The organism is Gemmatimonadota bacterium, from assembly GCA_041390125.1.
In the GTDB taxonomy this organism is placed as follows: Bacteria; Gemmatimonadota; Gemmatimonadetes; order Longimicrobiales; family Gaopeijiaceae; genus JAGQIF01.
Map to the genome: position 1 here is coordinate 145345 of JAWKQN010000002.1, position 14573 is coordinate 159917.

At 71.4% G+C, this 14573-nt stretch carries 10 protein-coding genes; 7 read left to right on the top strand and 3 right to left on the bottom strand.

The features are described from left to right. Positions 1–7 precede the first annotated feature (7 nt). The 4 genes from R3E98_00545 to R3E98_00560 all read left to right on the top strand — a co-directional run bounded on the left by R3E98_00545 (position 8) and on the right by R3E98_00560 (position 3964). The gene (locus tag R3E98_00545) at positions 8–1546 is read left to right on the top strand and encodes a pyruvate kinase (GenBank protein MEZ4421868.1); all 1539 of its coding nucleotides are present in this window, start codon (positions 8–10) and stop codon (positions 1544–1546) included. A gap of 177 nt (positions 1547–1723) precedes the next feature. Next, positions 1724–2137, top strand: a complete 414-nt coding sequence (locus R3E98_00550; protein MEZ4421869.1) for a hypothetical protein — start codon at positions 1724–1726, stop codon at positions 2135–2137. A 4-nt stretch (positions 2138–2141) separates the two neighbouring features. Then, complete coding sequence (locus R3E98_00555) at positions 2142–3287, top strand: hypothetical protein (protein MEZ4421870.1); 1146 nt, start codon at positions 2142–2144, stop codon at positions 3285–3287. A 14-nt stretch (positions 3288–3301) separates the two neighbouring features. Further along, positions 3302–3964, top strand: a complete 663-nt coding sequence (locus R3E98_00560; protein ID MEZ4421871.1) for a YceI family protein — start codon at positions 3302–3304, stop codon at positions 3962–3964. A gap of 128 nt (positions 3965–4092) precedes the next feature. On the opposite strand, the gene R3E98_00565 is transcribed toward R3E98_00560, so the two are convergent. The 3 genes from R3E98_00565 to R3E98_00575 form a co-directional block, all read right to left on the bottom strand. Continuing rightward, complete coding sequence (locus R3E98_00565; GenBank protein ID MEZ4421872.1) at positions 4093–6321, bottom strand: EAL domain-containing protein; 2229 nt, start codon at positions 6319–6321, stop codon at positions 4093–4095. A gap of 735 nt (positions 6322–7056) precedes the next feature. Continuing rightward, complete coding sequence (locus tag R3E98_00570; protein ID MEZ4421873.1) at positions 7057–8658, bottom strand: DUF222 domain-containing protein; 1602 nt, start codon at positions 8656–8658, stop codon at positions 7057–7059. A gap of 584 nt (positions 8659–9242) precedes the next feature. Next, positions 9243–10850: a M28 family peptidase gene (locus R3E98_00575; GenBank protein MEZ4421874.1), complete on the bottom strand. Its 1608-nt coding sequence runs from the start codon at positions 10848–10850 to the stop codon at positions 9243–9245. A gap of 577 nt (positions 10851–11427) precedes the next feature. Between R3E98_00575 and R3E98_00580 the strand changes: the two genes are divergently transcribed. Genes R3E98_00580 through R3E98_00590 form a run of 3 tightly spaced genes read left to right on the top strand, consistent with a single transcriptional unit; the run spans position 11428 to position 14480 of the window. Further along, a complete protein-coding gene (locus tag R3E98_00580) occupies positions 11428–12828 on the top strand; it encodes a M20/M25/M40 family metallo-hydrolase (GenBank protein MEZ4421875.1) in 1401 nt (466 codons plus the stop codon). 18 nt (positions 12829–12846) lie between these two features. Continuing rightward, positions 12847–14343, top strand: coding sequence for a sodium:solute symporter family protein (locus R3E98_00585; protein ID MEZ4421876.1), 1497 nt, complete (start codon positions 12847–12849; stop codon positions 14341–14343). Then, the gene (locus R3E98_00590) at positions 14340–14480 is read left to right on the top strand and encodes a hypothetical protein (protein ID MEZ4421877.1); all 141 of its coding nucleotides are present in this window, start codon (positions 14340–14342) and stop codon (positions 14478–14480) included. Before R3E98_00585 ends, R3E98_00590 begins: the two co-directional genes overlap by 4 nt. Positions 14481–14573 lie beyond the last annotated feature (93 nt).

Sequence of the window (14573 nt, forward strand, 5' to 3'; positions counted from 1 at the left end):
CCCATCCATGCTCGCCGACGAAGCCCCGCGCCCGCTGCCGCCCTCCGCCGAGGAGGCCCAGGACCCTGCCTACCTGGAGGCGCTGGCCGCCGAGCTGGATGCGCTGCGCCTGGCCGTCGAGGCGCTGGAGCGGCGTCACTCCGCCGACATCCTGCGGGCCGCTCCCGGATCGCGGGCGTCGGCCCGCAACCTGGTCCACTACCTGGCCCTGCGGAGCCGCGATATCCGCCCGCTGCAGGACCGGCTCGCGCGGGCGGGCCTGTCTTCCCTGGGCCGCTCGGAGCCCCACGTCCTGGTCGCCCTCGAGCGGGTCCGCGGCCTGATCGCCCGTGCGCTCGGACGAACGCTCCCGGCCTCGACGCTGCTCCCGCCGGTCGGCTTCCGCGAAGGCCCGGCGCTGCTGGCGTCGCATGCCCATGCCCTCCTGGGACCGCCGCCGCCGCGCCGCTCGACCCGGATCCTGGTGACGCTGCCGACGCAGGCGGCCGACGACGCCGTCCTGGTCTCCGACATGGGTGCGGCTGGGATGGACGGGGCGCGCATCAACCTCGCCCATGACGACCCCGCGGTCTGGAGCGCGATGGTGGAGCGCGTGCGCGCCGTGCGCCCGGAGCGGCCGGTCCGGGTGTTCATGGATCTGCCCGGTCCCAAGCTCAGGACCGGACCCGTGGTCGGAGCGTCCGGACCGGTGCGTGTGGGCCGGGGGGACCGCTTCCTCCTGGTCGGACCGATGGTGGCGGATCGGGACGTTGTGGCGCTCATGGCGCGGACCGGGGCGGTGGGCGGGGTGCGCTGCGACGTGCACGCGGTATTCCGCGACGTGCGCGCGGGGCAGCCGCTGGCGCTCGACGACGGCAAGGTGGCCGGGCGGGTGTCCGAAGCGGGAGGCTCCTGGCTCGTCGTGGACGTGACCCGGGCCCGGCGCGACGGCGTCAAGCTGAAGGAAGGACGGGGCATCAATCTTCCGGAGACGGCGCTGTCGCTGCCCGCGCTGGGCGCCGAGGATCGGGCGGCCCTGGACTTCGTCGTGGAGCACGCCGACGCCGTTTCCCTCTCGTTCGTCCGCACCCCGGAGGACGTGCGGGACGTGCTGGAGTGTCTGCGGGAGCGCAACGGACACTCCCTGGGGCTCGTGCTCAAGATCGAGACCGTGGCCGCGTTCGAGCATCTGCCCGCGATCTTGTTCGAGGCCCTCTCCTGGCCGCGCCTCGGGCTGATGATCGCCCGGGGGGATCTGGCCGTGGAGGCCGGCTTCGAACGTCTCGCGGAAGTGCAGGAGGAGCTGCTCTGGATCGCGGAGGCGGCCCACCTGCCGACCATCTGGGCCACGCAGGTGCTGGAGTCGCTCGCGAAGCGCGGCCTTCCCTCCCGAGCGGAGATCACCGACGCGGCCATGAGCGGCCGGGCGGAATGCGTGATGCTGAACAAGGGGCCGTACATCGTCGAGGCGATCGCCACGCTGGACGACATCCTGCGCCGCATGGACGCGCATCAGCGCAAGAAGCGCACGTTGCTGCGCAGCCTGTCGGTCAGCGGAGGGCTGTAGCCGGCAGCACCGGCTCCGTGTCCGGCAGCGGGGGCCGGCCCGCCCCTCCGTCCCGATCCGCGCCTCCCGCTCGTTCCCCTCCGCATCGCCCTACACGACGGGCGGCGAATGCCGGACCGCACCTTTCGGTGCCGGGGCTGTACCTTCCGGGAGGCGCACGACTTCCGGAGGGGAGCGATGCAATCCGAGCACCTGGGCAACGTGCACCCTGGCTGGGTGCTGGGCGGCTGGCTGGTGGCGATCGCGACCACGTCGGCGACGTTCCTGGTCCTGGTGGGAACGGGGATGGTGGGTCCGGAGCGGCAGGATGCCCTCGGATTCGGGGTGGCCGTGGCCGTCGGCTTCTTCGCGGCCGGGCTGTTCGTGGGGCTGCGCTGGTCGGAGGCGCCGATCCTGCACGCGGTGGCGCTGACGCTGACGAGCATCGTGGTGCTGCTCGCGATCGATCTGACCGGTGCGGGGCGGGGGTTCGCCGCCGCCGAATCGGTGCCGGTGGCCTTGGCGACCCTGTTGATCCAGTTCGCCGCGGCGGCGTTGGGGGGACGGATGGGACGACGGATGGTCAGCGGGCGCGTGGGCGCCGGAGGCTAACGGAATGCGGATGCGGGTGGTGGTGGGGATGGTGGCGTTCCTGTTGGCGGGGGCGGCGCCAGCGGCGGCCCAGGTCTCCCGGGCGGATTCGGCCGCGGTGCTGTTGGAGTCCGCGCGCACCTTCGAGGCGCGTGAACGCTGGGAGGTGGCGGAGGCCCTCTACCAGCTCCTGATCGAGCGCTTCGGGGACACGCCAGCCGGCGCGGAGGCGCGGGCGCACATGGTGAGCGTGCCCGTGGAGCGCCGTTCGCCCGGGCGCGTCGAGCTGACCGTATGGTCCACGCTGTACGGGTTGTGGCTGGGGGGGGCCATCCCTTGGGTGGCCGACGCGGATGGGCCCGAGGCATACGGCGTCGGGTTGCTGCTGGGAGGACCCGCCGGCTTCCTCGCGGGCCGCAGCCTGGCCCGCTCCCGTCCCCTGTCCAGCGGACAGGCCCGCGCCATCACCTTCGGCGGCACCTGGGGGTCGTGGCAGGGCGCGGGGTGGGCGCTGGCCGCCGATCTCGGCATCGACGAGATCTGCGACGAGAGCGGCCAGTTCTGCTTCGAGGAGGACGGGGACCGCGAAGCCGTCACCGCGGCCATCGTGGGCGGGCTGGCCGGGATCGGCATCGGCACCGTGCTCTCGCGACGGCCGATCTCGGACGGTCTCGCCACCACCGTCAACTTCGGGGCGCTGTGGGGCACGTGGTTCGGCTTCGCCACCTCCTACCTCGTCGACCTCGAGAACGACGCCCTGCTCGCGGGTACGCTGATCGGCGGCGATGCCGGGCTCGTGGCCACCGCGCTGCTGGGTCGGAACTGGAACCTCTCCCGCAACCGGGCGCGGCTGATCAGCATCGCCGGTGTGATGGGGGGGCTCGGCGGCGCCGGCCTCGATCTGCTCATCCAACCCGACGACGACAAGGTCGCTCTCCTGCTCCCCCTCCTCGGCTCGGTCGCGGGTCTGGGCATCGGCGCAGCCACGACCCGGAACGGGCCCGACCGCGGCGGCCCGGAGCCGGACGCGATGGCCTCGGCGTTCCTGCGCTGGCAGGACGGCGCCCTGGATCTCGGCGCGCCCCTGCCGATGCCGGTGCGCGTGCAGCTCCCGGATGCACCGGGTGAGCGCACCGCGTGGCGGATCTCGTGGCTGTCGGCGCGATTCTGAGGTCGGCCCCGACGATGAGCCGTCCCGACGATGAGGCGGTCCCGCCGATGAGCTCGGTCTTCCACCTCTTCATGCCGCTGCTGCTCCTGGTGGGCGCGGCGACGCCGTACGGACTGCAGGCCCAGGCCGAGCCCGGGCCTCCGGTCTGGAACGTCGTGGAAGGCTCGCAGCTGGACGTCCTGACGCGCCGCAGCGGCCTGCTGTCCTTCTTCGGACACGACCACCTGGTGCGGGCCGAGCGCTTCCAGGGCACCATCGCCTGGGACGCGGCGCGTCCGGAGCGCGCATCCGTGCACCTGGTGATCGAAGCCGCCGGCGTCCGGGTGCTGACCTCCGCCGACTCGTCGGATCTGGCGACCATCCAGCGGGACATGGAGCTCAAGGTGCTTCGTCCCGAGCAGTTCCCCACCATCGAGTTCCGGTCGGAGACCATCGAGCCGAGGGAGGATGGCGTGCGGGTGCGGGGTGCCCTGACGCTGGTGGGCGTGACCCGACCGGTGGTGGTGGACGTCACGGTGGCGGAGGCCGAGCCGGGGCGACTGCGGGCGACGGGGGTGTTCGAGGCGCGGCTCAGCGACTACGGGATCGATCCCCCGAGTGCGGTGGCCGGCACCGTGAAGGTCCGCGACGAGATCACCTTCCGCTTCGATGTCCAGGCGGAGCGAGCGCCGGGCTGAGCCGCGGCGTTCTCCGCGAACCGGAGCGCGTTGCAGGATGCGGCGGCGCCTGGAGCGCCGATCGAGGCTGCCGGTGGCCTTCCGCCAAGGCTCCCGGGGTTGGAGGCCCCGCAGCGGGCAGGGCCGGTCTACACCGGCTGGAGGCGCAACAGGGCCGGTAGCTCGGCGGGACGGGCGAACAGGAAGCCCTGACCGAGGTCGCAGTCGAAGCTCCGCAGCGAATCGAGCTGCGTGGGGGTCTCCACCCCTTCCGCGACGATGCGCAGGCCCAATCCGCGTCCCATGGCGATGATCGCCCGCACCATCTCCGCGGCCTGGGCGTCGTCGCCGATGCGGTGGATGAAGGAGCGATCGATCTTGAGCTGATCGATGGGCAGCACCTGCAGCACGCCCAACGACGAGTGCCCGGTGCCGAAGTCATCCATCATGATCTGGATGCCGAGTGCGCGCAGCTGCCGCAGGGTTTCCACGGCGAACTCGGGCTGCTGCAGGATGGCGGTCTCGGTGATCTCCAGCTTCAAGCGCTGCGGATCGAAGCCGACCTCGTCCAGCAGGGCCTTCACCTCCTGCGCGAACGTGGGCCGGAGCTGCCGCCGCGACACGTTCACGCTCACAGACGGCAGGTCCGCGCCCGTGCCGGGGAATGCGGTCATGATCTCCCGGCAGGCGGTGCGGAGAACCCATTCACCCAGCTCGAGGATGAGCCCGGTCTCCTCCATCACCTCGATGAAGACGCCCGGCGGGACGAGGCCGCGTTCGGGATGCTCCCACCGCACCAGGGCCTCGTAGCCGATCACGCGTTCGGAATCCATGTCCACGATCGGTTGGTAGTGCACCACGAACTGCTCGCAGCGCAGCGCCATGTGCAACTCCGCTTCGAGGCTCAAGCGCTCCGACAGACGCTGCCGCATCGCCAGATCGAACACCGCCCACGGGTCTCCGCGTTGCTTGGCCTCGTACATGGCGGTGTCGGCGTCGCGGAGGAGGTCGAGCGGGTCGTCGTATTCGCGGGTGTCCATCACGGCGCCCACGCTGGCCCGCACGTGCAGGTCGCGACCGCCGACGCGCACCGATTCGGCCAGCCTGGACTGGATGCGATCGATGGTGACCACGACGCCGTCCGGGACGTCCACGCGTTCCAGGAGCACGACGAACTCGTCGCCGCCGAGGCGAGCCACGGTGTCGCTGGCCCGCACGCACGTCTGGATGCGCGCGGCCGCCTCCACCAGGAGGGCGTCCCCCGCCGGATGGCCCAGCGTGTCGTTGACGAGCTTGAAGCGGTCCAGATCCACGAACAGGACGGAGAAGTCCCCTCCGTCGCGGGTGCGGCCCGCGAGGGCGCGCTCCAGGCGGTCGATGAGGAGTCGGCGGTTGGGCAGGCCGGTCAACGGATCGAACAGGCCGCGGGTGGAGAGGTCGGTCACGGAGCCGGCCATGCGCACGGCACGGCCCTGCCCGTCGCGCTGGGAGGCACCCCGCGCCAGCACCCACCGCCAGGTACCGTCGGGCTGGCGGATGCGATGCTCTTCGGCGAACTGCGTCGTCTCCCCGCGCCAGTGCGCCTCCAGCCCGGAGAGGACGCGCGTGTGATCGTCGGGATGGATCCGCTCCATCCAGCTGGCCGGTGTCACCTCCGACTCCACGCCCATCAGGGTCTGGAGGCGGGGCGAATAGAACATCGTCCCGGTGCGGAGGTCCCAGTCGTACAGACCGTCCGTGGATCCCTCGGCGGCGAGCCGGTAGCGCTCCTCGCTCACCTCGCGTGCCTGGCGGTCGGCGGCGGCGGCCTGCTCCAGATCGAGGAGCCGGGCGACCGAGCGCTGACGGAAGCGCTGCACCACCAGCGCCGTGGCCGTGGCCGCCAGGAGTGTGAGCACCGCGTTGTCGGGTAGACCTACGGATTCGGACGTGGCCGCGACGCCCACGAGGACGCTCCAGACCACCGCCACGAGGACGGTGAGCCAGCCGTAGGACACGAAGACCAGGCCGGCGCCGACGAGCAGGAGGGACAGACGGGTGGCGGGGTCGGCGAGCGGCTCACGGCTCATCCAGAGCAGCGTATGCGCCAGAACGAGGAGGCCGGCCGCGAGCCCGACGGCGTGGGCGCTGACGTTCGGACGGGCACGGGTCGCTCGAGCGGGAGACGGGTCGCGGCCCGGTCCGGTGGCGCTGGTCCCCGGACGGGCGAGCCGGGTGAGCACGAAGAGGGCCGCCGCCGTCGCCACCGCCGCGAGCACGGCCGGGATCCGGCTGTCCGAGGCCCACACCAGGAGGTTCTGGAGGGCCAGGAACAGGTAGAACCCCACCAGCCCGAGCAGGGCGGGGTGCAGAACGCGTTGGACGTGGGAATCCGCCATGGCGCGTCGGTGCAGGAGCGCGGGACGGGGCGCTCGCGTGGGGGTGGTCGGCCTCGGAGCGTACTGCCAAGCAAGGAGCGGGCCCGACCGCCCGGTCGGTGATGGGGTGATGCGTGCATGCTGCACAAGGGCGGCGGCGCGCTGGGCCCGCTTCCCTCCCGTGCCCCCTCTACCCGGCCGGATCCCGAGCTCGTTCGTTCGTCGGATCCGAGCGCATGCTTCGTGGTTGGTGCATGTTCATCGCGGTCGGGTCACGCCTGCGCTCGGCCTGGTCGGGTCGCATACGCGTTCCTGATGGTCGGATCCCGCCTTCGTTCATCCCCGTCGGGTCACAAACGCGTTCATCGCGCTCGGGTCACGGCTGCGCTCGGCCTGGTCGGGTCACGCCTGCGTCGGCCTGGTCGGGTCGCGTACGCGTTCCTGATGGTCGGATCCCGCCTTCGTTCATCGCGCTCGGGTCACGACGCCGGGGTCTTCGAGGACGGCGTCCTCAAGCAGTCCCGCCCGCGTTGATCCCGGTCGGGTCACAAACGCGTTCATCGCGGTCGGATCCCGTCCGCGTTCATCCCGGTCGGGTCGCATACGCGTTCGTCATGGTCGGATCCCGCCTTCGTTCATCCCCGTCGGATCTCGCCCGCGATCATCCTGGTCGCGTCACCTATGCGTTCCTGGTCGGGTCCTGGCCTCGTTCATCACCGTCGGATCCCGTCCACTTCGACCGGGTCCCGCCCTCCGTCATCCTGGTCGGATCCCGAGCGCGGTCTTCATCGCGTCGACCTCCGCCTGCGTGGCGCGCTTGAGGGGGGGCAGGTGTGGGACGGGGCGTCCGCGCGGGTCCCGGAAGACGGCCCGACCGTCCGCGCCCAGCTCGACCGTGAAGCCGCCTTCGTGGAGCAGACGGTGGTGGACCCGGCAGAGCAGGAGGAGGTTGGACAGACAGGTGGGCCCGCCGTCCGCCCAGTGGCGGATGTGGTGGGCATCCGTGAAGCGACGGCCACACCCGGGATAGCGACAGCCGCGGTCGCGGACCTCCAGCGCGCGGCGCAGGGACGGAGGCACCGTGCGGGTGCGCCGCCCCACGTCGAGCACGTCCCCGCGCGCGGTGGTGGTCACCCGCACCAGGCTCGCATCGCAGGACAGGCGCCCCGACGTTGCCGCGGCAACGCGGGTGCCGTCATGGAGCTCGGAAACCGGGGCGAGGGGATGCGACGGAGAGGCTGCATGCGCCGGCGTCGCGGGGTGGGTCGACGCGCCCTGTGCGGACCCCTCCTGCGAGGACCGCTTCGGCGCTGACTGCTTCTGTGCTGACCACTCCGCCGATGCGCACTCCGCCGCTTCCGCCTCCTCCTGTACGTCCGGCGTCGGTGTTCGCGTCTGCTGCGTCGCGCACGCGTGCTCCATGCGCGTCTCCGAAGTCCTCGTGTGCTCTTCGGCCCTCTCCTGCACCTCACTCCGCAACGCCGCTTCCTCCACGTGCAGCATCACCTGGTAGCGCTCGGCCCGTGTGCCGCTGATGGGCGCATCCGGTCCGCCGCCCTCCCGGTCCAGCCCCGCGCTGAGCGCCCGCTCCGCCAGCAGGCCTACCGCGTCCGCGCGGCGCTGCTCCGCGGTGACCGGCTCCGCATCCGCCAGCTCGGGGCCCTTCCACCAGAGCGCATCGGCCGCCGCGTCCACGGCGCGCATCAGCACGGCCGCCACCTCCGGGTCGAGCCGACCCTTCACGACGTACATGCCGTCCCCGTCCGGGAAGACCGAGAAGCAGCGGCTCCGGTGGCGCGCGGCTTCCAGGGCCTGCTCGTCCAGACGGCCCAGCCGCCGCCAGCGCTGGACCGTGCGCTCCACCTCGTGTGCCGTGCTGGAGAGCGCCAGGGCCAGCAGCTCGTGCTCGTCCTCCGCGCTGGCCACGCGCGTCAGCGCGCGCACCTTGCTGAAGGACAGCGCACCGCGCTGCATCGCGGCGCCGATCGCCGGCAGGTCCTCCAGGGCACGAGCGGCGCGCACCTTCTCGCGCGCCGAGCCCAGATCGATCCCGGTGCGCAGCGCCAGCCAGTGCGCACAGGTGGCATGACCCTCGAGCTCCCAGCCGCGTCGCCGGTCGAACTCGGCCAGCAGCGTCAGTTGACGGTGCGTGGCCGCGTGGATCTGCGCCGCCAGGCGGATGATCTCGTCGGCGAGGTCTTCGATCTCGTCCAGCGCCTCGACCGACAGGTCGAAGGGAGACGGAGCCGGAGACGACGCTGCGGCGGGACGGGCGCCATCCCGACCGCGGCGCGCGGCCGCCCGCTGCACGTCCATGCCAGCTACCCGCACATCGCGCACGCCCGCCGTCGATTCCATCACCCCACCCCTCCCTTCGAAGCGTTGAACCTGCTTCAAAGATACCGGTGGGTTTCGCGGCCTCTCCTGCGGCTCCAGGACGCACGAACGCGAGGTCGGAGGCTTCGGCAGAAGGCCGCAGCCGTGTAGCGCGTTCCAGGAGGCCTCTGAACGCGCGGAGCGCGACGTGCGCGGTGCGTCCCGGACCCGAGCCCCCGCAGCAGGGCCAAAGCCGTCCATGGCAGAATGGGACGTTCACGCGGGTCGGCAGCACGCCCAACGCCGTCAGGGCACCATCGGACGTTCGCAGAGGTCCCGCAGCACGCCCAAAGTCGTCCATGGCACCATGGGACGTTCGCAAGAGTCCCGAAGCACGCCCAAAGCCGTCCATGGCAGCATCGGACGTTCACGCGGGTCCGCGACACCGCCAAAGTCGTCCAGCGCAGCATCGGACGTTCACGGGGGTCCGCGACACCGCCAACGCCGTCCAGGGCACCATGGGACGCTCGCAAGGATCCGCAGCAACGCCCAATGCCGTCCATGGCAGAATCGGACGTTCGCGCGGGTCCAAGGCGCGCGGTGCGCCCACGGACGGGGCGCTCCGCTCAGGACCGCGGGCGACTCCCCATGCCTTCGAGAGCGGGCCGTTGCTCGCTGTTGGCCAGCTCCCAACTCGTCCGGTGCACGAGCTGCACGATGCGCGTCATCTTCTCGTAGTTGATGCGGTCGGCATCGTCGTCGGGCGTATGATAGTCGGGATGCAGGCCGGTGTGGAACCATACCGCCGGCACCCCGTTCTGCAGGAACGGCCAGTGATCGCTGCGGCGAAGCAGGTTGGACTCGTTGTTGTCGTAGCGGAATCGGAGCAGCAGGTCCGTCTCCTCGTTGGCCGCCTCGATGACCGCCGCCAGCTGTGGTGAGCGCGTGAAGCCGAGGATGTTGATGGCGTTGGCGTTCGCTTCCGCGCTCTGCGGCTCCAGACCGTTGAACCGCCCTCCCCCGTCTTCCGGCACCTCCTCGTTGCGCCCGATCATGTCCATGTTGAGGTTGGCGACCGTCGCTGTCAGCGGGAAACGCGGCGCGGTCGTGTAGTACCATGCACCGAGCAGCCCGCGCTCCTCCGCGTCCCAGACCGCGAAGAGGACCGTGCGGCGCGGGCGCTCCCCCTGCTCCAGGGCCGCCGCGTACGCAGCGGCCACGGCCAGCACACCCACGGTGCCCGACCCGTCGTCGTCGGCGCCGTTGAAGATCTCCGCGCCGTCCGCACCGTTGTGGTCGTGGTGGGCACCGACGATCACGACCTCGTCGGCCAACGCGGGATCGGACCCTTCCACCATGCCGATGATGTTCCGACCGGGCGTGCGATGCCGCTCCACCGACGTGGTGATGCTCACGCGGCTCGCGGGCAGGGGCACGACCCCGTGCCCTGAGCCGGATGCGTCCGCCGCGGCCGCCAGCTCCGCCAACGTGCGGCCGCTGGCCGCGAGCAGCTGCTCCGCCATGGGGGTCGAGATCTGCGCGACAGGCACGGTGACCCCCTCGGCCCAGGCCTGCAGGACGAACCGCTCGATCCGCCGAGGACGATCCGGCCAGGCGGCCGTATGGAAGGCGCTCCAATCGTCGACGTCGCTCCGCGCGTGGACGTCCCGCACGAAGAGCACCGCCACCGCACCCCGCTCCTGGGCGCTCAGCACCTTGCGCCAGTCGCGGGACGCCTCGGACGTCACGACGCCGTCGAACGGGCTGGCGGGGTCATCGACCCCCGGCTCGCGCTCCAGCACCAGGACGATCTTGCCCGTCACATCCGCGTCTCCGTAGTCGTCCCACCCCACGCGCGGCTCCACGATGCCGTAGCCGGCGAAGGCCACTTCGCCGGTGGCGCTGCCGTTGGCGCTGATCCCCATGGGGGTCCATCCCTGCCCCGCCGGACGCGCGCCTCCCGGGCCGGGCAGGGACAGTCGGTTCCCGTCCCCCAGCGTCACCCAGGTGAGCGCGAAACTCTGGTAGAAGCTTCCATCGTCGCCGGCGGGCACCAACCCGAGCGTCGCATAGCGTTCGGCGATCCATTCCGCAGCGCGTCCGATCTCGGCCGTTCCCGTCAGGCGGCCCTGCATGGAGTCGTGTGCGAGCGCATACAGGTCGGACGACAGCGCCTCCTCGGTGATGGCGTCGATCCCGGGAGGACCGGCCGGGTCGCAGGCACCGAGAGCCACCGTCAGCAGCAGCGCGGCCGCCGCGATGCCGCCGCGCGACCGGACGAGGTCGGGCGCCGTCGGAACGCCGCTCGCTCCGGCGCCTGTTCGAGCGCGAGGGTCGCTCGCTCCGGCCCGCGTTCGAGCGCGAGGGTCGCTGGCTCCGGCCACCGTTCGAGCGCGAGCGCCGCTCTCTCCGGCCACCGCTCGAGCCCGAGGGTCGCTGGCTCCAGCCACCGCTCGAGCGCGAGCGCCGCGCTCTCCAGCCACCGTTCGAGCCCGAGCCCCGCTCTCTCCAGCCACCGTTCGAGCGCTCCCGCCGTCGCCCTCCCGGTCCCGAGGCGGGACCGCGAAGAGGCCGGAGCAGCCGTCGGTGATCGGATCGAAAGGGCGGCGACGTGGACGCATGGGATCCATCCGGGCACGGGTCGGCACGACGGGCGAGGCCGCACAGTGGGGGTCCGGGCCCCCGCCTGGAAAGACGGGGAAGCCCCGCCAGGACCCCTCGCTCCCCCGGGTGGTTTGACGGATCTCCCCCTCCCTCCTGATGTTGCCGCGTCCTCTCACCATCGACGTCCGACCCGGTTCGAGACCCTCCATGACCCTCCGCTTCGCCCGCGCCGCTGCCGTCCTGCCCGCCGCCGCGCTCGCTCTGCTCCCGCTCGCCCGCACACCGCTGGCGGCGCAGGCGTGGGCCGACCGGTTCTCCGCGACGCCCTATCGGGACGCGGCCAACCGTCTGATCGACGCCGCGCTCGCCGACTCTGCCGCCTATGCCCGTCTGACCGAGCTCGGCGACCGGTTCGGGCACCGACTGAGCGGGTCCGCGTCCCTCGAGCGTGCGCTCGACTGGATCCTCGAGGAGATGGAGGCCGACGGCCTGGAGAACGTGCGCGGGGAGCCGGTGCTGGTGCCGCACTGGGTCCGCGGCGAGGAATCGGCGCGGATGATCGTCCCGTTCGAGCGCGACCTGCCCATGTTGGGTCTCGGCGGTTCGATCGGCACGCCCAAGGGAGGCATCCGCGCCCAGGTCATGGTGGTCGAGAGCTTCGAGGAGCTGGAGCGTCGCGCCGACGAAGCCAAAGGTCGCATCGTGCTCTTCGCGCCCGAGTGGGTGGACTACGGGACCACCGGCGCGTATCGGCGCCAGGGAGCGATCGCGGCCGGGCGCGCCGGCGCGGTTGCCAGTCTGATCCGCTCCGTCACTCCGTACTCGCAACAGACCCCGCACACGGGCAACATGCAGTACGCGGACGGCGTGCCGCGCATCCCGCATGCGGCGCTCACCGTGGAGGACGCGGAGCTCATCAAGCGCATGGTGCGTCGGGGCGAACGCGTGGAGGTCCACCTCGAGATGGACGCTCAGACCCTACCCGACACCTGGTCACGCAACGTGGTGGCGGAGATCCGGGGGCGTGAGCTCCCCGACGAGGTGATCGTGCTCGGAGGGCACATCGACTCCTGGGACGTCGGACAGGGCATGATGGACGACGGCGGCGGCAGCGTCGCGGCCTGGGAGGCCGTGCGCCTCATGAAGGCGTTGGACCTGCGTCCCCGCCGTACGGTGCGGGTCGTGCTGTGGACGAACGAGGAGAACGGCACGCGGGGCGGAAACGGATACCGCGACGCCCACATGGACGAGCTGGACGACCACATCCTGGCCATGGAGTCGGACGGTGGCGTCTTCAAGCCCGAAGGGTTCGGATTCACGGGCTCGGACGCGGCGTTCTCCGTGCTGCAGGAGGTCGGTTCGCTGTTGGATCGCATCGAGGCCGGAGCCGTGACCCGCGGCGGAGGCGGTGCGGACATCGCCCCCATCATGGCGCTGGGGGTGCCCGGGATGGGCCTCAACGTGGACGGCACGCGCTACTTCTGGTATCACCACACCGACGCCGACACGATCGACAAGCTCGACCCGCACGAGGTGGCGCTGTGCGTCGCCGCGATGGCGGTCCACGCATACGTCGTGGCCGAGATGCCGGAACGACTTCCCCGCTGACGCGAGCGCCCTCCGTCGTTGCACGCCGTCGATTGGGTCATCACCGCGCTCTACATCGGGACGATCCTGGGCATCGGCTGGGCTGTCTCCCGCCGGATCACGTCGTTCCGCGACTACTTCGTCGCGTCGGGCCACATGTCCGCGGCGCTGCTGGTGTGCACCATCGTGTCCACCTACTACGGGCTGGACGTCCTCTTCGGTGGGTCCGAGGTCGGATACCTCGACGGCGTCGTGGGCTGGTTCTTCTACACGCGCCCCTACTACATCGCCGTCATCATCGCCGCGCTGTTCATCGCGCGCCGGTTGAAGCGCCATGACCTGATCTCGCTCCCCGACATCGCCGGCGCCTACTTCGGGGACGGCACGCGCGCGGTCGTGGCGGTCAGCTCGTTCTTCTACTCCCTCCCGCTGCTCGCGATCATGGGCATCGGGGTGCTCCTCGATGTGCTGCTCGGGCTCCCGTTCCTGTGGGGCGTGTTGCTCGGGACCAGCATCTCCATCGTGTATACGCTGATGGGTGGCCTGTTGGCCGATGCGCTCACAGACACGGTGCAGTTCACCCTGATGTGTGTGACCCTGGGCATCGCGGCGTGGCTGGTCCTCGGAGACGTGGGTGGCATCGACGGGATGCAGCGGCTGCTCCCGGAGTCGTACTTCCAGCCGCGCGGCACCTATCCGCTGGCGGTGCTCGTCGTGTTCGGCGTCGCCGCGCTGAGCGTGCTGGTGGAGCCGGCGCTGTACCAGAGGATCTTCGCGGCGCGGGACTACCGCTCCCTCCTCATCGCGCTCGCGGTCGGAGTCGTGCTGTGGGCCGCCTACGACTGGATCGTCACCCTGATGGGGATGGCCGCCCAGGCGCTCGGCGTCGACGTCGAGCCGCGCTACGCCCTGATCACACTCACGCTCGAACGGCTCCCTCCCGGGCTGACCGGACTCTTCGTCGCCGGCGTCGTGGCCACCGCGATGTCCACCATCGACTCGTATCTGCTCATCTGCGGGGGCAACCTGGCCTACGACCTGTATCGTCCGCTCTTCCGACCGGACCTGAGCGACCGGGAGACCCTCGCGCTCACGCGGCGAATGATCGTCGTGGCCGGACTCGCCTCCGCGTTCTTCGCGGTGACCTTCACGAGCATCGTCTCCGCCTGGGTCTTCATGAGCACCGTGCTGGTGGCCTCCGCGTTGGTGCCCGTGCTCGCCGGCCTCTACCTGCCGATCCCGCTCAAGCGCGCCGCCGGGCTGGGCGCCAGCCTGGGAGGTCTGGGGGTCGCCCTGGTGTTCTTCCTCGCCCTCTGGATCCTGGGTTCGGAGGATCCCGAATGGGGCACCCGCATCTGGCGGGTCACGGTGGGGGGGCGTGAGCTCGAGATCTGGCAGGAGTACGGCGTGCTGATCGCGCTGCCGGCCTCGCTCGTCGGGTTCGCCCTCGGGCAGGCGTTCGGGACCCGTGTGGGCCCCACGCGCGGCACCGAGACGCCCGCCCCCGAGCTCAAGACTCCGGAGGTCAGCCTGTGAGCGTCTACGGCTGGATGACCTGGCTGTCCATCGCGGTGCTGGTGTTCGGCAGCAGCGCCGTGTTCCTCTGGTTCCTCTGGGAGGTGCGCGCCTGGTGGTCGCGCACGTCCGGGAGCGACGCGTCGTCGCCCGAATAGATCACCCCGGTCGCAGGCGGAGCGTTGCGCCCGGGGACCGGCCTCGCGGGCACCCGGTCCCGCTCGCTCGCCGCTGGGTGGGAGCCCATCGGC